We start from the raw sequence: 26,509 nt of genomic DNA on the forward strand, positions 1-26,509 counted from the left end.
TTCGAACCCGATGCGTCAAGAGTTCTGGGTCCGCCATCCCGTGGAGGTGGCGCGCGACCTGATTGGCTGGGAGCTGACGGTGAACGGCGTGGGCGGACGGATCGTCGAGACCGAGGCCTACCACCAGGAGGATCCCGCCTCGCACAGCTTCTCGGGCCCCACGCCGCGCAACCGGGTGATGTTCGGGCCGCCGGCGCATGTCTACGTCTACCGCAGCTACGGCATCCACTGGTGCATGAACCTGGTGTGCGGGGCCGACGGCGACGGGGCCGCGGTGCTGATCCGGGCGCTGGAGCCGACGCACGGGCTCGAGCTCATGGCCGAGCGGCGCGGGCTCATCGACAGGCGAGCGATGTGCTCGGGGCCCGGCAAGCTGTGCCAGGCGCTGGCGGTCACGCGGGAGCACGACGGCATGCGGGCGGACCACCCGCCGTTCGCGCTGCAACCGGGCGCCGCGGCGGGCGTCGTCGCTGGACCGCGGATCGGCATCACCAAGGCGATGGAAAAGCCCTGGCGGTTCGGTGAGGCCGGCTCGCGCTACCTGAGCCGGCCGTTTCCGAAGGCCTAGAGCTGGGCCAGCAGGTAGTCGGCCGACGAGACCTTGAATTCGCCGGCCTGCTCGACGTTGAGCTGCTGCACGACGCCGTCGCTGACGATCATCGAATAGCGCTGCGAACGCGGGCCCATGCCGAACTTCGAGCCGTCGAAGTCGAGACCGATCTCCTTGGCGAACTGGCCGTTGCCGTCCGCGAGCATGACGATGTCCTCGCCCACGGCCTGGTCCTCGGCCCAGGCGCGCATGACGAACGCGTCGTTGACCGAGATGCAGGCGATCTCGTCGACACCCTTGGCCTTGAGGTTCGACGCCTCCTGCTTGAACCCCGGCAGGTGCTTAGCCGAACAGGTCGGGGTGAAGGCGCCGGGCACGGCGAAGAGCGCCACGGTCCTGCCCTTGAAGAACTCGTCGCTGGAAACCGGCTTCGGCCCCTCGGCGGTGGCCTGGGTGAGGGTCACGCTGGGCAGCTTGTCACCGACTTTGATGGTCATGGAGCGTCTCCTGAAAGGCTTTGACGACGCTGATAGCCGAAGCTCCTTGAAAGCGCCACGAAAGGGCTCGACACTCGGGCGCAATGGAAAGCGGCTTCCTGTCCGGCCAGCTCCTGATCTCGATGCCGGGGATATCCGACCCGCGGTTCGAGCGGACGCTCATCCTCATCTGCGCCCATGACGCCCAGCATGCCATGGGCCTGGCGCTGAACCATCCGGTCGAGGGCCTGACCGTGCCCGATCTGCTGGAGAAGCTCGACATCAAGTCGGACATCACCCTGCCGCCCAACCTGGTGCTGGTCGGGGGGCCGGTGGAGCGGGAGCGCGGTTTCGTGTTGCACACCGACGACTACCAGGGCGAGTTCAGCCTGAAGGTGGGCGCCGGCGTCGGACTGACGGCCACGCGCGAGGTGCTGGAGGCCATGGCCAGCGAGACCGCTCGGCCCCGTCGTTCCTTGCTCGCGCTCGGCTATGCCGGCTGGGGCGCCGGACAGCTCGAGTACGAGATCCGCGAGAACGTCTGGCTCACCTGCGAGGCTGACGAGGACCTGATCTTCGACGGCGACCATCGCACGAAGTGGAGCCGAGCGCTGGCCAAGCTGGGCATCGACCCCAAGTTCCTGGGTGCGGAAGCCGGACGGGCTTGAGCCCAGACGTCGTCGCGCCCGCCGGGAGCGACCAACCTGCCTTAGCCCCGCGCCTTCAGCGGGGCGGCGCCGTCGACGTAGCTCTCGTTGAGGTAGACCTCGGCCTCCTGTGCAGACAGGGCCGGCGCATAGCCGAAGCCCTGGCCGTAGTCGCAGCCGAGCGCCAGCAGGTTGCGCGCCATGCCGGCGTTCTCGACGCCCTCGGCGACGACCTCCATGTCGAGGTCCTGTCCGAGCTTGACCACCGAGGAAACGATCTTCGTCGAGCCTTCATTGGTGGCCATGGTGCGAACGAAGTAGCGGTCGATCTTGAGCGTGTCGAAGGGCAGCCGGGTCAGGTAGCTCAGCGACGAAAAGCCGGTGCCGAAATCGTCGAGGGCGAGCGCCGCGCCGGCAGCGCGGAGCGCCCGCAGCGTCACCGCCGCGCGCTCGGGATCGCGCATGACGTCGCCCTCGGTCACCTCCAGCTTCAATGCGCCGGCGGGCAGGCCGGTCTCGCGCCGGATGGTCTGCACGTCGGACACGAGGTCCGGCCTGTCGATCTCGCCGGTCGAGAGGTTCACGGCGACCGAAAGTTCGCCGGCCGCGCGATGGCGATGGCGCCACACGGCGAGCTGGCGGGCGGCCTCGCGCATCATCATTGCGCCGATATCGCTCATCAGGCCCATCTCGTCGCAAAGCGGCAGGAACTGCTCGGGCATAAGCAGACCGCGGCGCGGGTGGCGCCAGCGGACGAGGGCCTCGAAGCCGGAGAGCGCGCCGGTCGAGAGGCGCACGATCGGCTGGTAGAAGGGCGTCAGTTCGCCGCGATTGAGCGCGCCCTTCAGGTCGCCCTCCAAAGCCAGACGGGACAGGCCGTCGGTCTCCAGGCTACGGCCGTAGGCGGCCGCGCCCCCGCCGCGGCCGTGGCTGCGGGCGGATCTCGACCGCGAGCTCGGCCCGGCGCAGCAGTTCGGCCGCCTCGGGGGCGTCTTCGCCGCCCGGGGCTTCGACCGCGCCGATCGAGAGCGTGGGATGGATGTCGAAGCCGGCGACGCGCAGCGGCTGCTCGAGCGCGCGCCGGAGGGCGTCCGCGCCAGGCGACTCGGCCTTGGGGCAGAGGGCGGCGAACTCGTCCTCGCCGACGCGGGCCAGCAGCGCCCCGGGCGGGAAGGCCGCGGCCAGGCGAGAGCCCAGGGCGGCGAGCACCAGATCGGCGCGCTCGTGGCCCAGCGCCTCGTTCAGCCGGCGCAAGCGGTCGAGGTCAGCGACGATCAATTCGTGGGTGGCGGGCGACTGCAGGCGCTCGCGGGCGCGGGCGATGAAGCTGCGGCGGTCCAGGAGCCCGGTGAGCGCGTCTTGATCGGACGCGGCGAACTTGATCTCGGGGGCGACGACGCCGGACGCGCGGACGCCGTCCTCCAGCCAGACGCCCCGCCAGATGCAGACTCCCCCGCCGCGCATGCGCAACCTGACGGCCACCTCTCCGCCAGGCTGCTGGAGGCGGAGGACCTCATCGGCCTGGGCGCGGTCCTGCGGCAGGGCGAGCGCGCGCAGGGCGGCGGAGGAGCATTCCGGCGCCAGCGGTCCCAGCCCGAGGGCCCGGGTCGCGCCCGTCAGCCGAAGGCGGTCCTTTTCGGGCTCCCACACCCAAAGCGCGATGTCGGCCGCGCCCAACGCTTCGAGCGTGGCCGTGGCGTCCCACATCCAGCGGTCGTTCGACATCGGTACTCGGTCGCGCTCGATACGGCGCCGGCCTAGACCGACACCCCCTCGTCCGGACCATCGTGCCCGCCATAGGGGCTGACTCGGCCGAACAGCACATGATCGCGCCAGGCGCCGTTAATTTTGAGATAAGCCTTGGCGAAGCCTTCCTCGGCGAACCCCGCCTTGCCCAGCAGGTCGCGGGACGGCGCGTTCTCGGGGATGCAGGCCGCCTCCAGGCGGTGAAGACCAAGGGTGCGGAACGAGAACTCGCTGATCGCCTTCACGGCCGCCAGCGTCAGGCCCTGGCGGGTGTAGGGCCGGCCGCACCAGTAGCCGATGGATCCCATCTGGGCGACGCCGCGGCGGACGTTCGAGAGCGTGATGCCGCCGGTGATCGCCTCGTCCGAGGCGCGGATGACGAAGAACGGATAGGCCGCCCCGACCTCTCGATCCCGGGCATAGGCTAGCAGGCGCCGGCGGAAGGCTCCGCGCGACAGGTCGTCCGCCGGCCAGGTGGGCTCCCACGGCTGCAGGAAGGCGCGGCTGACGGCGCGCAGCTCGCGCCACTCGGCGTAGTCGCCGGCCCGCGGCGGACGCAGCCAGACGCCCTCGCCTTCGACGCGAAGGCCGCTCTCCGGCGCGATCCAGTCCAGCAGGGCCATGGCCCCAAGGTCGCCGATTTGACGACCGAAGCAAAGACAACTCGCCGCTAGCCGGCGACCGCGCGCTGGAACGTCTCGGCCGCCTTCAGCGCCGCCTTGGGGCCAAGCACCGCCACGGCGGCCTTCTTCTGGTCGAGGATGCGGGCGGTCAGCGACGCCAGCCGCTGCGGCGTGACGGCGTCGACCTCGGCGGCGACCTGTTCGGGGTCCAGCGCCTCGCCGAACAGCAGGACCTGGCCTGCCGCCTGTTCGGCCCGGGCCAGGGCAGACTCGCGCCCCATGAACATCGAGCCCTTCAGCTGAGCCTTGGCGCGAGCCAGTTCGGCGGCCGGAACCGGCTCCGCCAGGTTGGCGATCTCGCCAACGGTCACTTCGGCCAACTCCACGGCGTCCTCGGCCGCGCAGCCGGCGAAGACGCCCAGCACGCCCGTCTCGGCGTAGGTCTCCGAATAGGCGTCGATCGCATAGGCGAGGCCGCGCTTTTCGCGGGCTTCCTGGAACAGCCGTGAGGCCATGCCGCCGCCGAGAATCTCGGCCAGCAGGCGCAGCGTGAAGTAGTCGGGATCGTGGACGCCCACGGCCGGCAGCAGGAGAACCACGTTGGCCTGCTCCAGCCGCTTGGCCACAGTGCGAACGCCGCCGACGAACGCCGCGTCGACGGGCGGCGGCAGGGCCGCGCCGTCGGCCCCGCCGAAGTCGCGCTCGGCGAGCCTGAGAAGTTCGTCCTCATCCACCGCCCCTGCGGCGCTGACCACCAGGGAGGGCGCGGCGTAGAGCGCCTGACGCCAGGCGCCGAGCGTCTGCGGGGTGGCGGCCCCGATGGACGTGGTGGTGCCGAGGATCGGCCGGCCCAGGGGCTGGCCGCCGAAGGCCGCCTCCTGGGCCAGTTCGAAGACGAGGTCGTCGGGCGTGTCGGCAGCCTCGGCGATCTCCTGGCCCACCACCTGCTTCTCACGGGCGAGGTCGGCGGCGTCCATCGCGGGCCGTTGCACGAGGTCGGCGACGATGGCCGAGCCAAGATCCAGCCCGTCCTTAAGAGCGCGGACCTGGAAGCTGGTGCGCTCGTAGCCGGTGGCCGCGTTGATATGGCCCCCGCCGGCTTCGATGACCTCGACGATGTCGCGCGCCGAACGACCGCCGGCGCCCTTGAAGACCATGTGCTCGAGGAGATGCGACCAGCCCGAGCGGCCCTCGTCTTCGAATCGCGCGCCGCGGCCAGCGACGACGGACAGCGCGACCGTCTGCCAGCCGGACAGAGGGTCGCAAACGACGCGGACGCCGTTGGCCAGCGTGTGCACGCGCGGCGTGGCGCGCGAGCCGTCAGGCTTCGGCGAAGGCGCGGACATAGGCCTTGATGGTGTCGGCCTCGGCCGGCAGACGGTCGAACGTTTCGCGACGGTCGGCGAGGCTGGCGACACCCCGCGGCAGGGCCGGCGTCACCCCGCAGGCCTTGGCCACATCGTCCGGGAACTTGGCGGCGTGAGCGGTGGACAGCACGACGATCGGACCCGGAACCTCGACGTGACGGAGGGCCGCGACGCCGACCGCCGTGTGCGGGTCGATGAGCTCGCCGGTTTCGTTGAGGGTCGAGAGGATGGTCCGCGCAGTCTCGTCTTCGCCGATCGTCACACCCCGGAACGTCTCGCGCATCTGGGCATGGGCGGCGGGCGGCAGGTCGAGCGCGCCGGCGTCGGCGAAGGCCTGGAACGCGCGCGCGGTCTCGACCGGCTCGCGGTTCACCGTTTCGAAGTAGAGCCGCTCGAAGTTCGAAGCCGACTGGATGTCCATGGCCGGAGATATGGTGGGCTGCACCGCGCCGCGCACGTAGCGGCCGCTCTCGAAAGCACGCGCCAGGATGTCGTTGGAGTTGGTGGCGGCGACGATCCTGGCGATCGGCAGGCCCATCCGCAGGGCCACATAGCCGGCGAAGGCGTCCCCGAAGTTGCCGGAGGGCACGCAGAAGCTGACTGGCCGATGCGGCGCGCCCAGGGCTACGGCGGTCGTGAAGTAGTAGACGGCCTGGGCCGCGATGCGCGCGAAGTTGATCGAGTTGACGCCCGAGAGATCGACGGCCTGGCGCAGGGACCGGTCCTGGAACGCCTGTTTCACGATCGCCTGGCAATCGTCGAAGGTTCCGGAGACCGCCACGCAGGCGACGTTGTCCTCTTCCGCGGTGGTCATGAACCGCCGCTGGACCTCCGAGATGCGGCCTTCCGGGAAGAGCGCCACGATCTTCACGTTCCGGCGGCCGCGGAACGCCTCGACGGCGGCGCCGCCCGTGTCGCCCGACGTGGCGCACAGGATGGTCTGCGTCCGGTTCTGGGCGCCCAACAGGTGGTCGTACAGGCGGGCCAGAATCTGCATGGCCACGTCCTTGAACGCCAGGGATGGTCCATGGAACAGCTCGGCCAGGTGCGTGTCCGGCCCGAGCTGCACCAGCGGCACGACGGCGGCGTGGCTGAAGGTGGCGTAGGCCTCGCGGCACATCTCGGCCATGTCGTCGGACGAGATCTCGTCGCCCGCGAAGGCGCCGATGACCGCGGCGGCGACCTCGGCGTAGGGCTTGCCTGCGAAGTCGGCGATCTGTTCACGCGTGAGGCTCGGCCAGGCCTCGGGCACGTAGAGGCCGCCGTCGGGGGCGAGGCCGGAGAGCACCGCATCGGCGAAGCCGACCGCCGGGGCCTGCCCGCGGGTCGAGACGTAGCGCATCAACTCTTCCGCCGTTTCAGGAGCATGGCGGCATAGACGCCCGCCAAGGCGGCGGCAAGGCCGTACCACGTGCCGGCGTATTCGAGATGCCGGTTGGAGATGTTGGCCGGCACGGGCGCTGGCGTCAGGGCCTTCCACTCGGGATTGGTAGGCGTCTCGGCCATCAGGAAGACCGGCGCCGGGGCCGATGCGCCGAGGGCGGCGGCCATGGCCTGGGCGTCGCGGGTGAACCAGCGTTCGGGGCGGTTCGGCGGCGAGAAGCGGCTGGCCGGGTCGGGGCTGCGCAGGACGCCCGTGACGGTGAGCGGCGCGCGGCTTGCGGGATCGACCGGAGGCCGGGACGAGACCGTGTCGGCGACGAAGCCGCGGTCGACGAGGACCGCGCGGTAGGGCGGCGCGTCCACCGCGCAGGCGGAGATCAGCCGCGCGCCCGCCTGCCCCTCCCGGAGGCCGTAGAGCTCGAGGTAGGGGGCGGCGGCGAGGCCGGGGCACTCCACGCGCACGCGGGTGAAGTCCACGTCCTGGCCGGCGGCGCGCCGCGCGAGCGCCGGGCCGATCGGGCCGGCGGGCGCGGCCTGCAGGGCCTCGATGCGGCGGAGGAGATCGCGTTTCCAGTGCAGGCGCTGGACCTGCCATGTCCCCAGAGAAACGAGGATCAGAAACGCAATCGCCGTGGCGACCGTCAGGATGACGGGGAAGCCACGGCGAACGGTCATTCGAATGTTGTCCGGATGGCGCGGGCTAGTGCCCGGCGCCGCCGAAGATCACGTAGATGAAGGCGAAGAGGAACAGCCACACCACGTCGACGAAGTGCCAGTACCAGGCCGCCGCCTCGAAGCCGAAGTGCTTCTGCGGGGTCATGCCGCCGTTCATCAGGCGCAGCAGGCACACCAGCAGGAAGATTGTGCCGATGAGGACGTGGAAACCGTGGAAACCCGTCGCCATGAAGAAGGTCGAACCATAGAGGCCCGCGTTGGCCGCTTCCTCGTTGAAGAAGTACTGGTGCGACAGGATGTGGTGGTACTCGTAGACCTGCACCGCGGTGAAGAGCGCGCCGAGGACGACGGTGAGGATCAGGCCGTACTTGGCGCCCTTGCGGTCGCCTTGCTGCAGCGCGTGGTGAGCCCAGGTGACCGTGGTGCCCGAGAGCAGCAGGATCAGGGTGTTGACGAGGGGCAGTTCCCAGGCAGGCACCGTCTCGACGCCGGCCGGCGGCCACGTGGCCCAGGCGGTGCGGACTTCCTCGATCGCCGAGTGGGTGCGGACCTCGTTGAAGAGGGCCATCTCGAAGAACATCCAGAACCAGGCGACGAAGAACATCACCTCGGAGGCGATGAACAGCACCATGCCGTAGCGCAGGCCGATCGAGACCACCGGCGTATGGTCGCCGGCGTTGCCTTCCTTGATGACGTCCCGCCACCAGCCGAACATCGTGTAGAGGACGCCCGCGAGGCCGGCGGCGAACAGCCACCAGGTGCCTTCCGGGAAGCCGAACAGGCCCTTCATCCACATCACGCCGCCCATGGCCATCACGGTGGCCGACAGCGACCCGACGAGCGGCCAGGGGCTCGGATTGACCAGGTGGTAGTCGTGTTTGACGCCTTCGGCCATTGCGGTCCTAACCCCTCAGATCCCACGCAAGGCGCCTGAACGCGCTCCTTGCGGAGTCGCCAGACGCGAAAGTCGCGGACGCTATAGCCTTGCGTCGACCCTCCCGCCAAGGGGGAAAGGCCGCCGATAACGCAGGGATTTCAGTCGGCGGCGCCCATGGCCGTCTCCGCAGGCCCCGTCCGGCGGCGGCGCTCCTCGCCCCCGCGGCAGCCACGGGCCTGGTAGAGCCCGGCCAGGAGCGAGCGGCGGACCTGGGCGGCCTCCAGCCTGCGGATCGCACCACGCTCCCGGGCCTGGTGGGCCGCAGCGGCGCCGGGCGAGCGGGCGGGACGCGCCGCCGCCGCAGGCAGCTTCCGGTCGCCGATGAACGCGGCGCGGGTGATCGGCCCCGCATCGGCGAGCTGAATATCCCGCAGGCGCGCCGATCGCCGGATGGCGTCGGCCTCGAGGGCGACCATCTCGAGCCGCAGCTGATCACAGCTGAGCGCGCCGTCCTCGCGGTAGCCTGCAAGCGGCCCCACGGGCGCTGCGGCCTGCACGGCGCCGGCGGCGGCGAGCGCCAGGACGAAGACGGGCAGACGGCGCAGCATCGGAGGCCTCCTCGATCAGAACCGAGGTCAGCACGATCTGGCCCCGCCGTCACCTAGTCCCCGGCGGCGGCGCTGACCTTGGCCGGATGGAGGTCGGCGCGGGCGGGCGCCGGCGCGGTGGTCGACGGGAAGAAGGTGTACGACAGCGTCACCTCCTGCTTGCCCTTCGTCTCGAAGTCGGACGCATACTTCGGATCGATGAAGTACAGCACCGGCATGTCGATCGTCTGGCCGGGCGCCACCGTCTGGTCCGAGAAGCAGAAGCAGTCGAGCTTCTGGAAGTAGGGACCGGCCTGCTCGGGCACGACATTGAACACGGCGCGGCCCGTAATCGGCTTGTCCGAGTTGTTGGTCACCTGGAAGAAGGCGACCTTCGTCTCGCCGATCCTGGTCTCCTGCTTCGTCTGCTTGGTCTCGAAGGTCCAGGGCAGTTCGCGGACGTTGGCGTCGAAGCGGACCGTGATCGCGCGGTCGAGGACGACGTCAGAGGCCTTGTCGGCCTTGCGGGTCGTGCCGTCGAAGCCCGTCAGCTGGCAGAACGCGCGGTAGAGGGGCACGGACGCGTAAGCCGCGCCGATCATGCCGAAGAAGGCCGCCGCACAGATCAGGGCGACCTTGGCGTTACGTTTGCGCGCCGGATCAGAAGGGACGTTCTGCGACATTCCCGCCAAGCCTCACGATGGTGACGACGAAGATCAGGACGACGAATAGCAGAAGACCCAGGGCCAGGGCGATGTTGCGGCCGCGACGGGCCTTCGCCTCGGCGTCGCTCTCACGAGAAGGATCGCTCATCTAGAGGAGCTCCAGGGGCTTGAGGCCCGCCAGGTGTTCACCGAGCAGGGTGGCGAACAGGAGGGCGAGATAGAGGATGGAGAAGGCGAAGAGGTTGCGGGCGTCGCGGGCGCCGGCGCGGACATCGTACAGGCCCCCGTTGGCCTCGGGGGCGTTGCGCGGATCGGGCGTTTCGCCGGCCTTGGAGCGGAACAACCGCCAAGCCAGCAGCAGATAGACCGCGCCGCCCAAGCCCGCCACGGCCAGATAGGCCACGCTGCCCAGGCCGGTGAAGGCCGGCGCGATGCAGAATGGGATCAGCAGCACGCTGTAGATCCACACCTGGCGGCGGGTGGATGCGGCGCCGCGCACGACGGGCATCATCGGCACGCCGGCGCGGGCATAGTCCTCGGACGTGTAGAGCGACAGCGCCCAGAAGTGCGAAGGCGTCCAGACGAAAATGATGGCGCACAACAGCCAGGCGTTGAGCGGCGCTGCGCCGTCGGCCGCGGCCCAGCCGATCACCGGCGGCAGCGCCCCGGCCAGCCCGCCGATGACGATGTTCTGCGCCGTCCAGCGCTTCAGCCACATGGTGTAGACGACCGCGTAGAACAGGATGGTGAAGGCGAGCAGGCCGGCGGCCACCCAGTTCACCGCCATGCCCATCAGCATCACCGAGAACAGCGAGAGCACGACGCCCAGCGCCGCGGCGTCGGAGCCCTGCACCTTGCCGGCCGGCACCGGGCGGCCGCGGGTGCGGCGCATCTTGGCGTCGATGTCGGCGTCCCACCACATGTTCAGCGCGCCCGATGCGCCCGCACCGACGGCGATGCAGAGGATCGCCACCGCGCCCAGCACGGGATGGATGTTGCGGTCGGCGCAGACGAGGCCGGTCAGCGCCGTGAACACCACCAGCGACATGACGCGCGGCTTGAGCAGCTGGAGGAAGTCCTGCCAGCGCGCCGGCGCCTTCGAGGTGTTCAGGGCCTCAAGCATGGCCATGCATATACTCTCAAATGCGGGAAGGGCGCGCCCTTCCCGGACGCGCCCCCCGTAAGTTTTGATCCCGGAGGAGCCTGGCGCTTAGTGGGCGTCGGGCTTCACCACCGGCAGTTCGTTGAACTGGTGGAACGGCGGCGGCGAGGACAGCGTCCACTCCAGCGTCGTCGCACCTTCGCCCCACGGATTGGCCTCGGCCTTGCGGCGGAAGATCATCGCGTCGAGCAGCACCACCAGGAAGACGCCCACGCCCACCAGGGTGACGGCGTAGCCGACCGAGGAGACCTGGTTCCAGAGGGTGAAGGCTTCCGGATAGTCGATATAGCGGCGGGGCATGCCCTGCAGGCCCAGGAAGTGCTGCGGGAAGAAGATCAGGTTCACGCCGATGAACATGACCCAGAAGTGCAGCTGGCCGAGCCACTCGCGGTACTTCACGCCGAAGATCTTCTCGAACCAGTAGTAGAAGCCCGCGAAGATCGCGAACACGGCGCCCAGCGACAGCACGTAGTGGAAGTGGGCGACCACGTAGTAGGTGTCGTGCAGGCTGTAGTCGATGCCGGCGTTGGCCAGCACAACGCCCGTGACGCCGCCCACCGTGAACAGGAAGATGAAGCCGATCGCCCAGACCATGGGCGTCTTGAACTCGATGGAGCCGCCCCACATCGTGGCGATCCACGAGAACACCTTCACGCCCGTCGGCACCGCGATGACCATGGTCGCCGCGACGAAGTAGGCGCGCAGGTTGATGGGCATGCCGACCGTGTACATGTGGTGCGCCCACACGACGAAGCCGATGAAGCCGATGGCGACCATGGCGTAGGCCATGGCGAGGTAGCCGAAGACGGGCTTCTTGGAGAACGTCGACACGATGTGGCTGATGATGCCGAAGCCCGGCAGGATCAGGATGTACACCTCGGGGTGACCGAAGAACCAGAACAGGTGCTGGTACATGACCGGGTCACCGCCGCCGGCGGCGTCGAAGAAGTGGGTGTTAAAGTTGCGGTCCGTCAGCAGCATGGTGATGGCGCCCGCCAGAACCGGCAGCGACAGCAGCAGCAGGAAGACAGTGACCAGCACCGACCAGACGAACAGCGGCATCCGGTGCAGGGTCATGCCCGGCGCGCGCATGTTGAAGATGGTGGTGATGAAGTTGATCGCGCCCAGGATCGAGCTGGCGCCGGCCAGGTGGAGCGACAGGATCGCCAAGTCCATCGACGGGCCGGCATGGCCCGAGGTGGAGAGCGGCGGATAGGCCGTCCAGCCGCCGCCGAAGCCCAGGCCCGGGCCGCCGTCGACGAACATCGACGTGCAGATCAGGATCCAGGCGGCGACCAGCAACCAGAACGAGATGTTGTTCATCCGCGGGAAGGCCATGTCCGGCGCGCCGATCATCAGCGGGACGAACCAGTTGCCGAAGCCGCCGATCAGCGCGGGCATGACCATGAAGAAGATCATGATCAGGGCGTGGGCGGTGACGACCACATTGTAGCCGTGCTTGGTCGGCTCGATCAGGCCGGTCTGGGCCAGCAGCGAGCCTTCGCGGAACACCTGGATACCCGGCTCGGCCAGTTCCCAGCGGATCAGGCCCGACAGCGCGCCGCCCACCAGGCCCGCCATGATGGCGAACAGCAGGTAGAGGGTGCCGATGTCCTTGTGGTTGGTCGAGAAGAACCAGCGGGCGAAGAAGCCCGGCTTGTGATCGTGCCCGTGGTCGTGGGCGTCGTGAGCGGCGGCGTTGGCCATCTTACTCTCTAGGTCCTGCTTATTTCTTCGCCGGAGCGGCGGCGGGCGCGGCGGCGGCCGCAACGGGCGCCTTCGGCTCGGGCGTGGCGGGCGCGGGGGCGGCCGGGTTCACCGGGGCGGCGGCGGCCGGGACGGCCGCGTCGCCCGCGGCCGGCGCGGCCTCGGTGTTGGCGGCTCCGGCCGCGTTGGCCTCGGCGGCCAGGGCGCTGGGCGTGGGCGCCGGCGCGCCGCCGCCCTTGGACGCCACCCAGGCGTCGAACTCGGGCTGGGTCACGACGCGGACCTCGATCGGCATGAAGGCGTGGTCGACGCCGCACAGCTCACGGCAGTTGCCGTAGTAGGTGCCGACCTTGTCGGCGCGGAACCAGGTCTCGTTCACGCGGCCGGGGATGGCGTCGGTGATCACGCCGAACGAGGGAACGGCGAAGGCGTGAATGACGTCGGCGCCGGTCACCAGCACGCGGACGGTCTTTCCGACCGGAACGACCATGGGCTCGGTGGCCGCCAGGCGGAAGGGCACGTTCTTCGCCTTGGCCTGGTCTTCCGGCAGCATGTTGGAGACGAACTCCGAGACCTCGAGATCGGGGTACTCGTAGCCCCAGTACCACTGGTAGCCGGTCGCCTTCACGGTGACGTCCGGCTTCGGCATGTCGTGATAGGCGTACAGCAGGCGGAACGAGAAGACCGCGATCACCATCAGGATCAGCACGGGGACGACTGTCCAGATCACCTCGATCGGCGTGTTGTGGCTCCAGCGCGCCGGCACCGGATTGGCCCGCTTGTTGTAGCGGACGATCACCCAGACCAGCAGGGCCAGCACGAACAGCGTGATGATCGTGATGATCGGCAGCAGGATCACGTTGTGGAACCAGATCGCGTCCGCGCGCAGCGGGGTCACCCCCGGCTGCAGGTCGATCGCGCCCGGCGTCGGTTGGCCGACCCAGTCCTCAGCGAGCGCGCTCGCGCTCCAGAACGCGCCCGTAGCGGTCGCGACGAGACCCGCCGCCAGCGCCCGCAAACCCTGAAACCTCGACTTCATGTCCCCTCGGTCTGGTTGTCCGACGGCGCGCCCCGGTAGGTGCGGCGCACTCGGCTGACTTCGGAACAGGCGCGCAGACGCGCTCGCTGGCGCCCGCCCGGCCCACTCAGCGCGGGTCCATACGCGCATCGCCGGGCCTTGCCAAGGCCGCGGCGCGCCCTATGGGCCGCCGGTGCGTCCTTGCCTGGGGAGGAGCCGTAGATTTGCGGCGGGAACGGCCGTCGCGGCGTTCCGCTGACAGAGCGGCGTTTGGGGAGAATCAGCTTGCACCGCAGTCCTGAGGAAGAGGCCGAGATCCGCAGCGCCTTCGCCGGCGTGGTCAACCTTTCGCCCAAGGAGCTGAAGGCCTGGCTGGAGACACCGGAGAGTCGGAAGGTGGGGATGGTCCGCCGCGGCGAGACGGAATCGGTCGGCCGCCAGTCGGCGCGCAGGATCCTCGCCATCAAGGCGAAGGCGGTCGACGACCTGACCGACGCCGACTACGCCCACATGAAGAAGGTCATCGGCTACTGCCGCCGCCACTTGGCGCAGCGCCCGTGGGGGGACATCACCGACACCCGCTGGCGCTGGAGCCTGATGAACTGGGGACATGATCCCCTCCGCGGCCGAAAGGACCCGTGACGCGCGGGGGGCGGGCTCCCTATCTTGCACGCCATGAACGCGCACACGCCCGCCCCCTCGATCCTCGAATCCGCCGGTGTCGACGCCGGCCGCGCCCGCGACATCCTGGGCGACGCCCTGGCCGGAGCCGACGACGGCGAGCTGTTCGTCGAGCGTTCGGAGAGCGAGAGCTTCCTGTTCGACGACGGCCGGCTGAAATCGGCGGCCTACGACTCCACCGAGGGCTTCGGGCTGCGCGTGGTGGCGGGCGAGACCGCCGGCTACGCCCACGCCAGTGAGATTTCGGAGGCTGCCATCCGCCGGGCGGCGGACAGCGCCAAGCTGGCCAAGCGCGGCTATGCGGGCGTGGCGGCCGAGGGCCCGCGCGCCACCAATGCGAAGCTCTATTCCGAGGACGACCCGCTGGCCTCGCCCGGCTTCTCGGATAAGGTCGCGCTGCTGGAGGAGATCAACGCCTGGGCCCGGGCCCGCGACCCGCGCGTGGTGCAGGTGATGGTCAGCCTGGCCGGCGAGCGCCGCACCATCGAGATCCTGCGGGCCGAGGGCGGGCTGATCCGTGACGTACGACCGCTGTCGCGCATCAACGTCCAGGTCACCGTCGAGAGGGATGGCCGCCGCGAGAACGGCTACACCGGCGCCGGGGGACGCGCCGGCTTCGAGACCTGGATCACGCCCGACAAGTGGCAGGCCCAGGTGGACGAGGCGCTCCGCCAGGCGCTGGTCAACCTGGACGCCGTCCCGTGCCCTGCGGGCGAGATGGACGTGGTGCTGGGTCCGGGCTGGAACGGCGTGCTGCTGCACGAAGCCGTGGGCCACGGGCTGGAAGGGGATTTCAACCGCAAGGGCACTTCGGCGTTCTCTGGAAAGATCGGCGAACGCGTCGCCGCGCCCGGCGTCACGGTCTTCGACGACGGCGCGATCCTGGGCCGCCGCGGCTCGCTGACCGTCGACGACGAGGGCACCCCCCACCCAGCGCACCATCCTGATCGAGGACGGCATCCTGGTGGGCTACATGCACGATCGGCAGAGCGCCCGGCTGATGGGCCTGGAGCCGACTGGCAACGCCCGGCGACAGTCTTATGCGCACATGCCGATGCCGCGCATGACCAACACCGGCATGCTGGGCGGCGACACCCCGCGCGAGGAGATGATCGCCTCGACGAAGCGCGGCCTCTACTGCGCCAACTTCGGCGGCGGTCAGGTGGACATCACCAATGGCAAGTTCGTCTTCCAGTGCACCGAGGCCTACCTCATCGAGGACGGCAAGCTGACCACCCCGGTGAAGGGCGCGACCCTGATCGGCGACGGCCCGTCGGCGCTGACGCGCGTGACCATGCTGGGCGACGATTTCGCCTTTGATCCCGGCATTGGCGTGTGCGGAAAGTCGGGTCAGAGCGTGCCCGTGGGCGTGGGCCAGCCCTCGCTGAAGATCACCGGCCTGACGGTTGGCGGCACAAGCGTCTGACGGTGGGCTGCGGCACGGCCCGGCGCCGCGACCTGTCCGGAATTTAACCGACCTTACAGCCATTTAATTGGCCCTTCCCGAGCGGACGCGGTTCACCTGCGGGGCTTGGGGAGAGTTGTTCTATGCTTGTCGCACACGTTCTGGTGCAGGCCGCCGCCGCCCTCACGCCCGCCCCGCCGGCCACCCAGGGCGTGACCAGCTATCCCGCGAGCTTCTTCGCCAGCCAGCAGCCGGCCAATGCCGCCGAGATGGTGAACCGTATCCCGGGCTTCACGCTCGACAGCGGCGATTCCGTGCGGGGGTTCGAGGGCGCGGCAGGCAATGTGATCATCGACGGCCGCCGCCCGGCGAGCAAGACGGACAACATCGAGGCCATCCTGCGCCGCATCCCGGCCAGCCGCATCGAGCGCATCGACATCATCCGCGGCGGCGCGCCGGGCATCGACATGCAGGGCAAGACGGTCATCGCCAACGTCATCCGCAAGGCTGGCGGCGGACTGACCGGCCTCGTGGCCGCGGCCCAGAACCATACCGCTGACGGGCGCACCGCCCTGGCGGTGCGTGCCGAGGCGCAGGGCGAGATGGGCCCCCGCACCTGGGAGCTCGGCTTCTACGCGGGCAAGGGCATCGACGACGGCTACGGCAAGGGTTCGGCCGTCCGACGGTACGCCGACGGCCGCCCCACCGTGACCGCCGACCTGGACCAGGAAGGCGACCTCCTCGACTGGCAGGGCACCGGCACGTTCGAGACTCCGCTGGCGGGCGGCGTGGCCCGGGTCAACGGCCGCGCGTCCGAGCGCAAGTACAAGTTCGACGAGGACTTCCGGATCCTTGCGCCGACGCCGGGGCTCGAGGCGAGCTCCGAGATGTTCCACAAGAACGACGCTGAGCTGGGCGTAAACTACACGCGCAGCCTGAACGGCCGGACGGCCATCGAACTCGTCGGCCTGCGCCAGGAGGGCTCGTTCGATGTCGCCTCGCTGTTTGCCGCGGGCGCCGCGAACTCGGTCTTCGAGCTCGACCGGGAGACCACCGAGACCATCGGCCGAGCGGTGCTGAAGTACCGTCACGACGATCGGCTCTCGTTCGAGGGCGGCGGCGAGTTCGCCGTCAACGAGCTGGACAGCGCAGCCCGTCTCTTCGTGAACGGAGTGAACCAGGACCTGCCGGCCGGGAACGTCCACGTGAAGGAAGAACGGGGCGAGGCCTTCGTGAAGGCCACATGGCGCCCGATCACCGCCTGGACGGTCGACTCGTCGCTCCGCTACGAAACCTCGACCATCTCCGCCGACGGCGACGTGGTGCTGGAGAAGACCCTGCACTACTGGAAGCCGCGGGTCTCGGTGGCCTGGGACGTGCTCAGCCGCACGCAGCTGCGGTTCCGGCTGGAGCGCGAAGTCGGCCAGCTCAACTTCGACGACTTCGTCGCCTCCTCCCGCTTCTCGAGCGGGGGCGGCGTGACGGCGGGCAACCCGGACCTCAACCCCGAGCAGGCCTGGGTGGCTGAAGCGGCCGTCGAGCAGCGGTTCTGGGGCTCGGGCTCGATCCTGGTGGCCTTCCGCCACTATGAGCTCAAGGACGTCGTCGATCGGGGCCCCGTGTTCGGCCCCGCCGGCGAGGTCTTCGACCGACCCGCGAACATCGGCGACGGGACCAAGGACGAGCTGGCGCTCGAGGCCAGCGTCCCGTTCGACGAGATCGGCCTGAAGGGCGTTCTGCTGCGCGGCGAGGTTGTGAAGCGCTGGTCCGACGTCACCGACCCCACCACCGGCGAGAAGCGCGAGATTTCGCGGCTCGAGCCGCTGGAGTGGGAAGCCAGCCTGACCCACGACCTGCCCCAGTGGCGTATCAACTACGGCGTCGACGCCTATGGCGGGTTCCGCGAAACCTACTACCGCTACAACATCGTCGAGACGGTCAAGTTCAGCACCTACGTCCACCCATTCCTCGAGTGGAAGCCGCGGCCCGACGTCCACATCCGCTTCGAGGCGCCGAACGTCACAGGCCGTGGGGTGCGACGCACGATCGTGAGCTATCCGGGACCGCGCAACGCCGGCGGCCCGCCGGCCATGGAGCACCGCGACACCAACGCGCCGCAGATGTGGTACGTCCGCGTGCGGAAGACGTTCGGCGGCTGAGGCCCCATCGCACCGCGCAACACGTTCGGCGGGTAGACCCGCTCCAGCGCAAACATTTCCCCGATTTAATCCACCTTACGGGCATTTAATTGGCCCCCAGCCCGCCCCCCAGGCCATCTGCTCCCACTTGGGGAGTTCAGAGACATGTTGATCGCAAACATCCTGGCGCAGGCGGCTGTCGCCGCCGCGCCGCCTGCCGCCGTCCCGGCTCAGCCGCAGCAGGGCGTGATCAGCTACCCCGCCAGCTTCTTCGAGGGCCAGCAGGCCTCCAACGCCGCCGAGATGCTGGCCCGCGTGCCCGGCTTCAATCTCGATACCGGCGACAACGTCCGCGGATTCGAAGGCGCGGCCGGCAATGTGCTGATCGACGGGCAGCGGCCGGCCAGCAAGAGCGACAACCTGGAAGAAATCCTGCGCCGGGTGCCGGTGAGCGCGGTTGAGCGCATCGACATCATCCGCGGCGGCGCGCCGGGCATCGACATGCAGGGCAAGTCGGTGCTGGCCAACGTGGTGCGGAAGCAGGGCGCGAGCTTCCGCGGCCTCTTCGCCGTGGCCAACAACCACCTTTGGGACGGCCGCAACATGCACGGCATGCGCCTGGAACTGTCGGGCGGCGACGGCCAGCGCACCTGGGAGACGACGATCCGCTACGGCTACGGCAACGACGACGGCGGCCAGTTCGGCCCCTCGGTCCGCATCGCGCCCGATGGCCGGATTCTCCGCCGCGCCGACTACGAGTCCGAGAGCGACGGCCTGCAGCAGACCATCACCGCCGGCTACAGTCAGCCTCTGCTCGGCGGCCGGCTCACGCTCAACGGGCGCGCCTTCTGGGACAGCTGGAAGAGCGAGAACACCATCCGCTACCTCGAGCCGGCCGATCTGGCCACGGCCAACATCACCTCGCCCTACGACGAGTTCGAGACGGAGGTCGGCGCCCGCTACAACCGCGATTTCGGACCCCGGACCAAGCTGGAGGTCGTCGCCCTGCGCAGCGACTCCGACTTCCACCGCTTCGATCTGTTCCGCCAGGGAGCCGTCGTCGACGACTTCCGCAATGAGCGCACCTACAACGAGACGATCGGTCGGGCCGTGCTGAAGCATCAGCGCTCGGCGACCTTATCCTTCGAGGCCGGTGGCGAGACCGCGCTCAACAAGCTCGACAGTCAGTCCGAGCAGTTCACCAATGGCGTCCGCCAGCCTCTGCCTGCGGGCGACGTCCAGGTGGAGGAGCTGCGCGGCGAGGCCTTCGCCAAGGTCGTGTGGCGGCCGGCCCCCCAGTGGACGCTGGACGGCGGGTTGCGCTTCGAGGCCTCCGACATCTCATCCGACGGCGACGTGGTCCTGGAGAAGAGCCTCAGCTTCCTGAAGCCCCGCCTGGCGGTGGCTTGGCAGCCGCTGCCCAGCACCCAACTCCGCGGCCGCATCGAGCGCGTGGTCGGTCAGCTGAACTTCGACGACTTCGTCGCCGGCGCCGACTTCGAGGAAGGCACCGGCGTCACGGTCGGAAATCCCGACCTCGATCCGGAACAGGCCTGGGTCGGCGAGATCGCGCTCGAGCAGCGGTTCTGGAAGAGCGGCGCCGTGACCGTCACCTACCGCCATTCCGAACTGACCGACGTCATCGACCGCGGCCCGGAACGGGCGCCGGACGGCAAGATCTTCGACCGCCCGACGAACATCGGCGACGGGACCAAGGACGAGCTAATCGTGACGCTGCAGGTCCCGACGGACCCCCTGGGCTGGAAGGGCGGCATCCTGCAGGGCGAGCTGAACCGGCGCTGGTCGGAGGTGATCGACCCGACGACGCTCACCAAGCGCGAGATTTCGCGCCTGCGGCCGCTGGAATGGGAGGCCCGCTACACCCAGGACCTGCCGCAGTGGGGCGCGAGCGTCGGCGTGGCGGTGTTCAGTGGCTGGTCGCAGACCACCTATCGCTACAACTCGGTCACGGACGTGAAGCTGCACAACGCCTACGTCACCGCCTGGGTCGATAAGCGGCTCAGCCCCGACACCATCCTGCGCGTGGAGTTCGGCAACCTCGCCGAGCGCGGCATCCGCTTCAACACCCAGTCCTACAACGGCGATCGGCGCACCGGCTCGCTGGCCTACACCGACGACCGCGACCTCACCCCCCGGACGCACGCTCTATGTGCGCGTCCGAAAGACTTTCGGCGGCTAGCTCGCCCCGCAAGCCCCGGAAGCAGAGAAGGCCGCGGAGCGATCCGCGGCCTTCGTCTTTTTCAGCGCTGCGGCCTGACTTAGCTGTTCAGGTCCCGCCGGATCGCCGCCGGGCTGACCGCCTGGCGCTCGCCGTCGAGCACAGGGGCGATCGGCTCGGGCTGAGCATGGCCCGACGGGTCGTTCGCGCCATGCGCCCAGTGCTTGATGAAGAAGCTGAGCAGCACGAAGGCCACGCCGATGCCCATGCCCCAGAGACCGAGCATGTTGAACACCTTCAGCGAGGCCGCCAGCGAGGCCGCCGGGTCGGTCACCTGGCCGCCCACCGTGTGGGTGCCGGCCATGCCCGCGATCCAGCCGCCGACGTACTGGGCGACGGATGAAGACAGGAACCAGACGGCCATCATGAAGGAGACCACCTTGGCGATGCTGAGCTTGGTGATTTCCGACAGGCCCACGGGCGACAGGAACAGCTCGCCCGTCGTGTGGAACATGTAGAGCAGCGCCAGGAAGATCATCGGCAGGCGGTAGTTCTCGTCGGCGAAGCTCGCGCCCCAGACGACGACCATGAAGCCCAGGCCCACCTGGAAGAGGCCCAGACCGAACTTCAGCGTCGGATTCGGGTCGCGGCCGCGCTGGGCGAGCCACGCCCACATGGCCGCGAAGATCGGGGCGAAGATCAGGATGTAGCCAGCGTTGAACGACTGGGTCTGGGCGGCGCTGACGCCCACCAGCTCCACGTTACGGGCTGCGAACAGGTTCAGCGATGTGCCGGCCTGTTCGAAGAGGGTGAAGAACACGACGGCGCCGAGGATGAGCACGGTAGCCAGCATCATCCGCTGCCGCTCGACCCAGGTCTTGGCCATGAAGGCGATGATCAGGCCGATGCCGATGAACGAGGCGACGGTCGAGATACCCAGCGCCACGCCGACGACGGCGTTGCGCTGCACCAGCCACCAGACCGGCAGGACGCCGAGGATGGCCAGGCCGTAGATCAGCCATTCGCGGTTGATCGGTCCCGCCACGGGCTTCTTGAGCAGTTCGGGGTTCGGCGGCTCGCCGTTGCCCTGCAGATGTTTCTTGCCGAGCACGAAGACGATGAAGCCGGCGAGCATGCCGACGCCGGCCAGGCCGAAGCCCGCCCACCAGCCGAACTTCACGCCCAGGAGGCCGCAGAGGACCGAGGCCCAGAACGCGCCCAGGTTGATGCCGTAGTAGTAGAGGGTGAAGCCGGAATCCCGCCGCGGGTCGCCCTGCGGGTAGAGCTGCCCCACCAGGGTGGAGATGTTCGGCTTGAGGAAGCCCACGCCCATGATGATCAGAGAGACCGCCAGGTAGAAGGCGTTCTTGCCGAACGGATCCACGGTGTTCGTCAGCTGATACGATCCATCCGGCAGCACCGACGGGAGCGGCGCGGTCGCCGGCAGGTTCTTGATCTCCAGGCCGCCGCCGGCCGCCGGGCCGAACTCGTGCGCCTGGCCATCGACCACCAGCCGGACCTGGCGCTCCTCCATTAGGCCCTGCGAGGCGATCTGATAGGTCTGGCCCGCGTAGGTCAGGGTCTGGGTCGCCGGATTGCCTTCCACGGCCATCGTCAGGTGGCCGGCCACCAGCAGGAGGGCCCCGAACGCCACCGCCTTGCGCGTGCCGATGTAGCGGTCCGCGAGAATGCCGCCGAGCAGCGGCAGCAGGTACACCAGCGAGGTGTACGAACCGTACTGGGCGTTGGCCGTCTCGTCGTCGAACAGCAGGTGCTGGGTCAGGTAGAAGATCAGGATGGAGCGCATGCCGTAGTAGGAGAAGCGCTCCCACATCTCGGCGAAGAACAGGATGATCAGCCCGCGCGGGTGGTTCTTGCGGAGCTGCATCAGCACGGGCAGGCCCGTGATGAGCGTGATCGCTATGCCGATCAGGACGATGAGATTCATGCGGAGGAGGTTCCGATTTCCCTATGGACTTCCGTAGCTTCGGGAAGGTTTGTCCCGACGGCCCGAGATTTGCGGGAGAAAATCACGCGGAACCGGCAAGCACAAGCAACCGTCTCTCCCCATATCGGCGATACGTCGCACCCGGCGGAGCTTTGATCGCACCTGCGGCGTTCTCAGGCGGACAGATCCGCCCGAAGCAGGAGCCTCGCATGCTGACCCCCGGCGCCGACCATCCGATCACCATCCAACCCGCGAACACCCGCTGGCGCGCCTATTTCGCCGGCCACGTGATCGCCGACACCAACGACGCCCTGATCCTGCAGGAGGCCAACCTCGGCCCGGTGGTGTATTTCCCGCGCGGCGACGTGGCGATGGAGTACTTCACCCGCACCGACCACGTGACCCACTGCCCGTACAAGGGCGACGCCGGCCACTACAGCCTCTACATGGACGGCGAGCTGGTCGAGAAGGCGGCCTGGACCTACGAGAGCCCGTACGACGCCGTCGGCGAGATCAACGGGCGCATCGCCTTCTATCCCGAGGTCGAGGTCTATGCCGTGGATGACGCCAAGGTGAATCCGCACCACAAGGACACGGCGCCCGCCGAAGACCGCAGCTACATGACGCGCGAAGAGGTGGACGAGATCATCCAGCACACGGACGCCGGCGACGGCACGACGCAGCGCGAGCACTGGGAGCCGAACGTGAAGGGCCCCGGTCCCGGCAGCGGCCCGGACGGCGGCTTGCGCTAGTCGTCGGGCGGCCCGGTCCAGTCCGCGCGGCCGCCGGGCCGCACGCTCATGTCCGTCCCCTCCGACCAGCGATAGGGCGTGCCGGCGGGCGCCTTGAAGTTGTCTAGGCAGCCCACGTTGACCCCGTAGTGGTCGGGCATCGAACGCTTCTTGTGGAAGGGATAGATCCCGCACGTGCGGCAGAAGTAGTGCCGCGCGACGCCGGTGTTCCAGCGGTAGAGGCTGAGGTTGTCCTCGCCCGCCTGGATGATCAGCGCGCTCTCGTGGACCGTGGCCATTTCGGCGCCCTTGCGACGGCATAGCGAGCAGCCGCAACGGATGGTCTCCTTGATCTCGCCCTCGACGCGGAAACGCACCGCGCCGCAATGGCAGGACCCTGACCAGACGCCCATCCTAGTAGGCGAAGTCCTCGAAGACGCGGCTCACGTCGCCGTTCCAGCGGGTCTCGTAGAGCTCCAGCAGACGCTCGGCGGGCGTGACCCCGGTCTCGGCGATGTGCTGCAGCTCGGAGAGGTAGCCGCTCTCGTCGACGAGGCCCCCCGACAGCCGATTGCGGCGCTTCAGGCCTTCAGCGGCGATGGCCAGCATGTCCCTGGCCACGTCCTGGACGCTGCGGCCGCCGACCTCCGCCTTCAGGCCCAGGCGCGCCACGTCGGCGCGGAGGCGCTCGTGGTCCTCGATGTCCCAGCCCTTGGCCAGGTCCCAGGCGGCGGCGAGTGCGGCGCTGTCATACAGCACCCCCATCCAGAGCGCCGGCAGGGCGCACAGGCGGCTCCACGGCCCGGAATCGGCGCCGCGCATCTCAAGGTACTGCTTCAGCCGGACCTCGGGGAAGATCGTCGTGGTGTGGTCGGCCCAATCCTTCAGCGTCGGCTTCTCGCCCGGAAGCTCCGGCAGTTTGCCGGCCATGAAGTCGCGGAACGAACGGCCGGCGACGTCGATGTACCGGCCGTCGCGCTTCACGAAGTACATCGGCACGTCGAGGGCGTAGTTGGCATAGGCTTCGAAGCCGAAGCCGTCGCGGAACACGAAGTCCAGCATGCCCGTGCGGTCGGGATCGGTGTCGGTCCAGACGTTGGCGCGGCTCGACAGAAGGCCTGTCGGCTTACCTTCCTTGAACGGCGAATTGGCGAACAGCGCCGTCGCGATCGGCTGCAGGGCCAGGGACGTGCGGAACTTGGCGACCATGTCGGCTTCCGAGCCGAAGTCGAGGTTGGCCTGCACCGTGCAGGTGCGGAACATCATGTCGAGTCCCATCGAGCCGACCTTGGGCATGTACTCCCGCATGATTTTGTAGCGCCCCTTGGGCATCACGGGGATCTGCTCGCGGGTCCACAGCGGGGTGAAGCCCAGGCCCAGGAAGCCGAGGCCCAACTCGTCGGCGACGACCTTCACCTCCTGCAGGTGCTGCCCGGTCTCCTCGCAGATGTCGTGCACCGTCTCGAGCGGCGCGCCCGAGAGCTCGAACTGACCGCCCGGCTCCAGGCTGACATTGGCCAGGCCGCGCTCCAGCGCGATGACGTTGTCGCCCTCGGACACCGGCCGCCACCCGAAGCGGGTCAGGCCGTCCAGCAGCGCCTTGATGCCGCCGGGCTCGTAGGGGACGGGCTCATGGCTGCCCAGCCTGAAGACGAATTTCTCGTGCTCCGCGCCTACGCGCCATTCGCTGGCTGGCTTTGCGCCCTTCTCGAACCAGCGGACGAGGTCCTCGAACACCAGCGGGCGATCGCTGCACGCGACTTCGGCCATTCCCAATACCTCCCCAGCCCAACCCGGATCGCCCAGACAAGGTCCCCAGAAGGGCGAGGTCCCGTGCGGCCGTGATCTTTACGTCGTTCAGGTAGGTGGGGGCAATTCCCGCAAGCTCAAGTGGGCGGTACCGTAGCGCTTCCGCACGGAGGGGACCCATGGCTGAAGTGTCCGCGTCCGCCGCCAACATCCGCGAGGCGGTCCCATTCTTCAACGTCGCCGACATGGCCCAGTCGCTGCGCTTCTACGAAGCCGGCCTGGGCTTCGAGGTGACCCACCGCTGGATCGATGAAGGCTTGCTCCGCTGGTGCGCGCTGCGGCGAGACGGTGTGTCGATCATGCTCCAGGCTTACCGCCCGGATCGCCGGCCGGAGGGCGCTCCGGGCGTCGGCGTCTCGATCTGCTTCATGTGCGACGACGCCATCGCTGTCTGGCGCGAGGCGCGCGCCCGGGGGCTTTCTCCGGCTCGCCCCTTCGTGGGCAACGGGCTGTGGGTGACCGGATTCACGGATCCCGACGGATATCGCCTGGACTTCGAGAGCCCCACGGACGCCGAGGAGGAGAGCGAGTACGCCGGCGACTAGCGCCAGTCGCCGGCCGCCGCCTGCCAGAGGGTCAATGCGCTGATCGCAGCGGTGTCGGCCCGCAGGATCCGCGGCCCCAGCGTCGCGGCGACCGCGAACGGGAGGCCCCGCAGGATCTCGCGCTCGCGTGGCGAGAAGCCGCCTTCCGGACCGATCAGGACAGCCCACGGCCCTGCCGCCCCCTTCAGAGCTTGCAGCGCCGGCTGGGCGCCGCCCGCTTCGTCGCAGAACAGCAGCCGCCGTCCGGCCTCCCAGCCGGCGATCAGCGCCTCCAGCTTCACGGGTTCGGCGACCTCAGGCACGTCCAACCGCCCCGTCTGCTCCGAGGCCTCCGTTGCAATGACCCGCAGCCGCTCGACGCGAGTGTGGTCCGCATTCGTCCGTTCGGTAATCACCGGCCGGATGCGCCGAACGCCCAGTTCTGCCGCCTTCTCCACGATGGTCTCCAGGGGCCCGCGCTTCACCAGCGCCACGACGAGGTCCAGGTCGGGACCCGCTCCCTGCGGCCGGGCGGGGTCGATCACCTGCAGCGTCACCGCGCGCTTGCCGACGGCCGCCACGAGCGCCCGCCACTCGCCGTCACGGCCATTGAAGACGCGGAGCTCGTCGCCCGCCTTCGCCCGCATCACCGCGCCCAGATAGCGGCTCTGTCCTTCGTCGAGGGTGAGCTCGGCGGCGGCAGCCAGGTCGTGCGTCACGAACAGACGGATCATCTGGCGCGTTCTAGCCTCCCCGCACATTCCCCGCATAGGCTGAGCCGCATGGCGAAGAACGATGACTACGACCGCGAGATCGAGGCGCTGCAGCTGGGCTTTGTCCGATTCCAGCAGCGGGCCATCGAGGCCGGCGAGAAGGATCTTGTCATCTTCGAGGGGCGCGACGCGGCCGGCAAGGACGGCGCCATAAAGCGCATCGTCGAGCACCTCTCGATCCGCCAGACCCGCGTCGTCGCCCTGCCGAAGCCCACCGAACGCGAGCAGACGCAGTGGTACTTCCAGCGCTACACGGCTCATCTGCCCGCCGTGGGCGAGCTCGTGATCCTCAACCGCTCATGGTACAATCGCGGGGGCGTTGAGCGGGTCATGGGCTTCTCCACCCTGAGCGAGCAGGAGGTCTTCCTGCAGGACGCGCCGATCTTCGAACGGATGCTGACCGACGGCGGGCTGCAGGTGGTCAAGCTGTGGCTCGACATCTCACGCGAGGAGCAGGGCCGCCGGCTCGACGAGCGACGCTCTGACCCGCTGAAAGCGCTCAAGGTGAGCCCGCTGGACGCCGTCGCCCAGGAGAAGTGGGACGCCTATTCGGCCGCACGCGACGAGATGCTGGCCCGCACCCACTCCAGTCACGCGCCCTGGACCATCGTGAAGACCGACGACAAGAAGCAGGCGCGGCTCAACATCCTTCGCTTCCTGCTCAAGAGCCTGGCGCCGGAGATCGGCCGAACCGAGAAGGAGCCGGATCCGAACGTGGTCTTCAGCTACTCGGCCGACGCGGCGAACCGCCTGTTCCGTTGACCCATGTTCTTCGTTCGTTCTAGCTTGGCCGAATGAGGGATTCCCTGACTGCCGGCGAAGCCCGGCGCATCGCGCT

The 26,509-nt window shown here is 68.9% G+C and carries 24 protein-coding genes and 2 pseudogenes; 9 read left to right on the forward strand and 17 right to left on the reverse strand.

The features are described 5' to 3' along the window. Positions 1-10: 10 nt before the first annotated feature. Positions 11-568, forward strand: coding sequence for a DNA-3-methyladenine glycosylase (locus LRS10_RS03445; RefSeq protein ID WP_257836022.1), 558 nt, complete (start codon positions 11-13; stop codon positions 566-568). Here LRS10_RS03445 and LRS10_RS03450 read toward each other — a convergent pair. Next, on the reverse strand, positions 565-1,047 hold the full coding sequence (locus LRS10_RS03450) for a peroxiredoxin (protein ID WP_257836023.1): 483 nt from the start codon (positions 1,045-1,047) through the stop codon (positions 565-567). The genes LRS10_RS03445 and LRS10_RS03450 overlap by 4 nt on opposite strands. An 83-nt stretch (positions 1,048-1,130) precedes the next feature. Between LRS10_RS03450 and LRS10_RS03455 the strand changes: the two genes are divergently transcribed. Next, entirely contained in the window at positions 1,131-1,694 is a 564-nt protein-coding gene (locus tag LRS10_RS03455; RefSeq protein ID WP_257836024.1) for a YqgE/AlgH family protein, read from the forward strand. 41 nt (positions 1,695-1,735) lie between these two features. Here the strand turns inward: LRS10_RS03455 and LRS10_RS03460 are convergent. From LRS10_RS03460 to coxB, 12 genes and pseudogenes are all read right to left on the reverse strand, one after another. Then, positions 1,736-3,398 (reverse strand): annotated as a pseudogene (locus tag LRS10_RS03460) (putative bifunctional diguanylate cyclase/phosphodiesterase). Positions 3,399-3,430: 32 nt separating this feature from the next. Then, a complete protein-coding gene (locus LRS10_RS03465; protein WP_257836025.1) occupies positions 3,431-4,042 on the reverse strand; it encodes a GNAT family N-acetyltransferase in 612 nt (203 codons plus the stop codon). A gap of 47 nt (positions 4,043-4,089) precedes the next feature. After that, complete coding sequence (locus LRS10_RS03470) at positions 4,090-5,388, reverse strand: pitrilysin family protein (RefSeq protein WP_257836026.1); 1,299 nt, start codon at positions 5,386-5,388, stop codon at positions 4,090-4,092. Continuing rightward, positions 5,363-6,751 (reverse strand): threonine synthase, encoded by a 1,389-nt coding sequence (thrC, locus tag LRS10_RS03475; protein WP_257836027.1) that lies wholly within the window; start codon positions 6,749-6,751, stop codon positions 5,363-5,365. The genes LRS10_RS03470 and thrC overlap by 26 nt, the downstream gene beginning before the upstream one ends. Then, complete coding sequence (locus tag LRS10_RS03480) at positions 6,751-7,467, reverse strand: SURF1 family protein (protein WP_257836028.1); 717 nt, start codon at positions 7,465-7,467, stop codon at positions 6,751-6,753. Before LRS10_RS03480 ends, thrC begins: the two co-directional genes overlap by 1 nt. Before the next feature lie 25 nt (positions 7,468-7,492). Beyond that, on the reverse strand, positions 7,493-8,362 hold the full coding sequence (locus LRS10_RS03485; protein WP_257836029.1) for a cytochrome c oxidase subunit 3: 870 nt from the start codon (positions 8,360-8,362) through the stop codon (positions 7,493-7,495). A 140-nt stretch (positions 8,363-8,502) separates the two neighbouring features. Next, the gene (locus LRS10_RS03490; protein ID WP_257836030.1) at positions 8,503-8,952 is read right to left on the reverse strand and encodes a hypothetical protein; all 450 of its coding nucleotides are present in this window, start codon (positions 8,950-8,952) and stop codon (positions 8,503-8,505) included. Between the two features lie 53 nt (positions 8,953-9,005). Next, positions 9,006-9,614: a cytochrome c oxidase assembly protein gene (locus tag LRS10_RS03495; RefSeq protein ID WP_257836031.1), complete on the reverse strand. Its 609-nt coding sequence runs from the start codon at positions 9,612-9,614 to the stop codon at positions 9,006-9,008. Then, positions 9,592-9,744, reverse strand: a complete 153-nt coding sequence (locus LRS10_RS03500; RefSeq protein WP_257836032.1) for a hypothetical protein — start codon at positions 9,742-9,744, stop codon at positions 9,592-9,594. The genes LRS10_RS03495 and LRS10_RS03500 overlap by 23 nt, the downstream gene beginning before the upstream one ends. Further along, entirely contained in the window at positions 9,745-10,725 is a 981-nt protein-coding gene (gene cyoE / locus LRS10_RS03505) for a heme o synthase (protein ID WP_257836033.1), read from the reverse strand. Positions 10,726-10,806: 81 nt separating this feature from the next. Continuing rightward, the gene (ctaD, locus tag LRS10_RS03510) at positions 10,807-12,465 is read right to left on the reverse strand and encodes a cytochrome c oxidase subunit I (RefSeq protein ID WP_257836034.1); all 1,659 of its coding nucleotides are present in this window, start codon (positions 12,463-12,465) and stop codon (positions 10,807-10,809) included. 19 nt (positions 12,466-12,484) lie between these two features. Continuing rightward, entirely contained in the window at positions 12,485-13,504 is a 1,020-nt protein-coding gene (coxB, locus tag LRS10_RS03515) for a cytochrome c oxidase subunit II (RefSeq protein ID WP_257836035.1), read from the reverse strand. Positions 13,505-13,768: 264 nt separating this feature from the next. Here coxB and LRS10_RS03520 point away from each other — a divergent pair, with 264 nt between their 5' ends. The 4 genes and pseudogenes from LRS10_RS03520 (at position 13,769) to LRS10_RS03535 (ending at position 19,990) form a co-directional block, all read left to right on the forward strand. After that, a complete protein-coding gene (locus tag LRS10_RS03520) occupies positions 13,769-14,125 on the forward strand; it encodes a DUF3140 domain-containing protein (protein ID WP_257836036.1) in 357 nt (118 codons plus the stop codon). Positions 14,126-14,158: 33 nt separating this feature from the next. Next, positions 14,159-15,590, forward strand: a pseudogene (tldD, locus tag LRS10_RS03525) (metalloprotease TldD). Between the two features lie 122 nt (positions 15,591-15,712). Further along, complete coding sequence (locus LRS10_RS03530) at positions 15,713-17,728, forward strand: TonB-dependent siderophore receptor (RefSeq protein ID WP_257836037.1); 2,016 nt, start codon at positions 15,713-15,715, stop codon at positions 17,726-17,728. Positions 17,729-17,872: 144 nt separating this feature from the next. Then, on the forward strand, positions 17,873-19,990 hold the full coding sequence (locus LRS10_RS03535) for a TonB-dependent siderophore receptor (RefSeq protein ID WP_257836038.1): 2,118 nt from the start codon (positions 17,873-17,875) through the stop codon (positions 19,988-19,990). Here LRS10_RS03535 and LRS10_RS03540 read toward each other — a convergent pair. Continuing rightward, the gene (locus tag LRS10_RS03540; RefSeq protein WP_257836039.1) at positions 19,987-21,834 is read right to left on the reverse strand and encodes a peptide MFS transporter; all 1,848 of its coding nucleotides are present in this window, start codon (positions 21,832-21,834) and stop codon (positions 19,987-19,989) included. The two genes, LRS10_RS03535 and LRS10_RS03540, sit on opposite strands and share 4 nt — an antisense overlap. A gap of 209 nt (positions 21,835-22,043) precedes the next feature. Here LRS10_RS03540 and LRS10_RS03545 point away from each other — a divergent pair, with 209 nt between their 5' ends. Further along, a complete protein-coding gene (locus LRS10_RS03545) occupies positions 22,044-22,586 on the forward strand; it encodes a DUF427 domain-containing protein (protein WP_257836040.1) in 543 nt (180 codons plus the stop codon). Here the strand turns inward: LRS10_RS03545 and LRS10_RS03550 are convergent. Together LRS10_RS03550 and LRS10_RS03555 are read right to left on the reverse strand one after the other, a co-directional pair. After that, positions 22,583-22,942: a GFA family protein gene (locus tag LRS10_RS03550; protein WP_257836041.1), complete on the reverse strand. Its 360-nt coding sequence runs from the start codon at positions 22,940-22,942 to the stop codon at positions 22,583-22,585. The two genes, LRS10_RS03545 and LRS10_RS03550, sit on opposite strands and share 4 nt — an antisense overlap. A 37-nt stretch (positions 22,943-22,979) precedes the next feature. Then, complete coding sequence (locus LRS10_RS03555; RefSeq protein ID WP_257836042.1) at positions 22,980-24,335, reverse strand: glutamate--cysteine ligase; 1,356 nt, start codon at positions 24,333-24,335, stop codon at positions 22,980-22,982. A gap of 158 nt (positions 24,336-24,493) precedes the next feature. Here LRS10_RS03555 and LRS10_RS03560 point away from each other — a divergent pair, with 158 nt between their 5' ends. Continuing rightward, positions 24,494-24,919, forward strand: coding sequence for a glyoxalase/bleomycin resistance/extradiol dioxygenase family protein (locus LRS10_RS03560; RefSeq protein ID WP_257836043.1), 426 nt, complete (start codon positions 24,494-24,496; stop codon positions 24,917-24,919). On the opposite strand, the gene LRS10_RS03565 is transcribed toward LRS10_RS03560, so the two are convergent. Continuing rightward, positions 24,916-25,632, reverse strand: a complete 717-nt coding sequence (locus tag LRS10_RS03565; RefSeq protein ID WP_257836044.1) for a 16S rRNA (uracil(1498)-N(3))-methyltransferase — start codon at positions 25,630-25,632, stop codon at positions 24,916-24,918. The two genes, LRS10_RS03560 and LRS10_RS03565, sit on opposite strands and share 4 nt — an antisense overlap. Positions 25,633-25,680: 48 nt before the next feature. On the opposite strand from LRS10_RS03565, the gene ppk2 reads away from it, so the two are divergent. Further along, a complete protein-coding gene (gene ppk2, locus LRS10_RS03570; RefSeq protein WP_257836045.1) occupies positions 25,681-26,433 on the forward strand; it encodes a polyphosphate kinase 2 in 753 nt (250 codons plus the stop codon). Positions 26,434-26,509: the final 76 nt, after the last annotated feature.

The sequence above is a fragment of the Phenylobacterium sp. J426 genome (genome assembly GCF_024699945.1).
Lineage (GTDB): Bacteria > Pseudomonadota > Alphaproteobacteria > Caulobacterales > Caulobacteraceae > Phenylobacterium.

What these genes read in the sequence shown, in the direction of transcription:
- LRS10_RS03445 (WP_257836022.1), top strand. Translation starts at nt 11, where the DNA reads ATGCGTCAAGAGTTCTGGGTCCGCCATCCCGTGGAGGTGGCGCGCGAC.
- LRS10_RS03450 (WP_257836023.1), bottom strand. Translation starts at nt 1,047, where the DNA reads ATGACCATCAAAGTCGGTGACAAGCTGCCCAGCGTGACCCTCACCCAG.
- LRS10_RS03455 (WP_257836024.1), top strand. Translation starts at nt 1,131, where the DNA reads ATGGAAAGCGGCTTCCTGTCCGGCCAGCTCCTGATCTCGATGCCGGGG.
- LRS10_RS03465 (WP_257836025.1), bottom strand. Translation starts at nt 4,042, where the DNA reads ATGGCCCTGCTGGACTGGATCGCGCCGGAGAGCGGCCTTCGCGTCGAA.
- LRS10_RS03470 (WP_257836026.1), bottom strand. Translation starts at nt 5,388, where the DNA reads ATGTCCGCGCCTTCGCCGAAGCCTGACGGCTCGCGCGCCACGCCGCGC.
- thrC (WP_257836027.1), bottom strand. Translation starts at nt 6,751, where the DNA reads ATGCGCTACGTCTCGACCCGCGGGCAGGCCCCGGCGGTCGGCTTCGCC.
- LRS10_RS03480 (WP_257836028.1), bottom strand. Translation starts at nt 7,467, where the DNA reads ATGACCGTTCGCCGTGGCTTCCCCGTCATCCTGACGGTCGCCACGGCG.
- LRS10_RS03485 (WP_257836029.1), bottom strand. Translation starts at nt 8,362, where the DNA reads ATGGCCGAAGGCGTCAAACACGACTACCACCTGGTCAATCCGAGCCCC.
- LRS10_RS03490 (WP_257836030.1), bottom strand. Translation starts at nt 8,952, where the DNA reads ATGCTGCGCCGTCTGCCCGTCTTCGTCCTGGCGCTCGCCGCCGCCGGC.
- LRS10_RS03495 (WP_257836031.1), bottom strand. Translation starts at nt 9,614, where the DNA reads ATGTCGCAGAACGTCCCTTCTGATCCGGCGCGCAAACGTAACGCCAAG.
- LRS10_RS03500 (WP_257836032.1), bottom strand. Translation starts at nt 9,744, where the DNA reads ATGAGCGATCCTTCTCGTGAGAGCGACGCCGAGGCGAAGGCCCGTCGC.
- cyoE (WP_257836033.1), bottom strand. Translation starts at nt 10,725, where the DNA reads ATGGCCATGCTTGAGGCCCTGAACACCTCGAAGGCGCCGGCGCGCTGG.
- ctaD (WP_257836034.1), bottom strand. Translation starts at nt 12,465, where the DNA reads ATGGCCAACGCCGCCGCTCACGACGCCCACGACCACGGGCACGATCAC.
- coxB (WP_257836035.1), bottom strand. Translation starts at nt 13,504, where the DNA reads ATGAAGTCGAGGTTTCAGGGTTTGCGGGCGCTGGCGGCGGGTCTCGTC.
- LRS10_RS03530 (WP_257836037.1), top strand. Translation starts at nt 15,713, where the DNA reads ATGCTTGTCGCACACGTTCTGGTGCAGGCCGCCGCCGCCCTCACGCCC.
- LRS10_RS03535 (WP_257836038.1), top strand. Translation starts at nt 17,873, where the DNA reads ATGTTGATCGCAAACATCCTGGCGCAGGCGGCTGTCGCCGCCGCGCCG.
- LRS10_RS03540 (WP_257836039.1), bottom strand. Translation starts at nt 21,834, where the DNA reads ATGAATCTCATCGTCCTGATCGGCATAGCGATCACGCTCATCACGGGC.
- LRS10_RS03545 (WP_257836040.1), top strand. Translation starts at nt 22,044, where the DNA reads ATGCTGACCCCCGGCGCCGACCATCCGATCACCATCCAACCCGCGAAC.
- LRS10_RS03555 (WP_257836042.1), bottom strand. Translation starts at nt 24,335, where the DNA reads ATGGCCGAAGTCGCGTGCAGCGATCGCCCGCTGGTGTTCGAGGACCTC.
- LRS10_RS03560 (WP_257836043.1), top strand. Translation starts at nt 24,494, where the DNA reads ATGGCTGAAGTGTCCGCGTCCGCCGCCAACATCCGCGAGGCGGTCCCA.
- LRS10_RS03565 (WP_257836044.1), bottom strand. Translation starts at nt 25,632, where the DNA reads ATGATCCGTCTGTTCGTGACGCACGACCTGGCTGCCGCCGCCGAGCTC.
- ppk2 (WP_257836045.1), top strand. Translation starts at nt 25,681, where the DNA reads ATGGCGAAGAACGATGACTACGACCGCGAGATCGAGGCGCTGCAGCTG.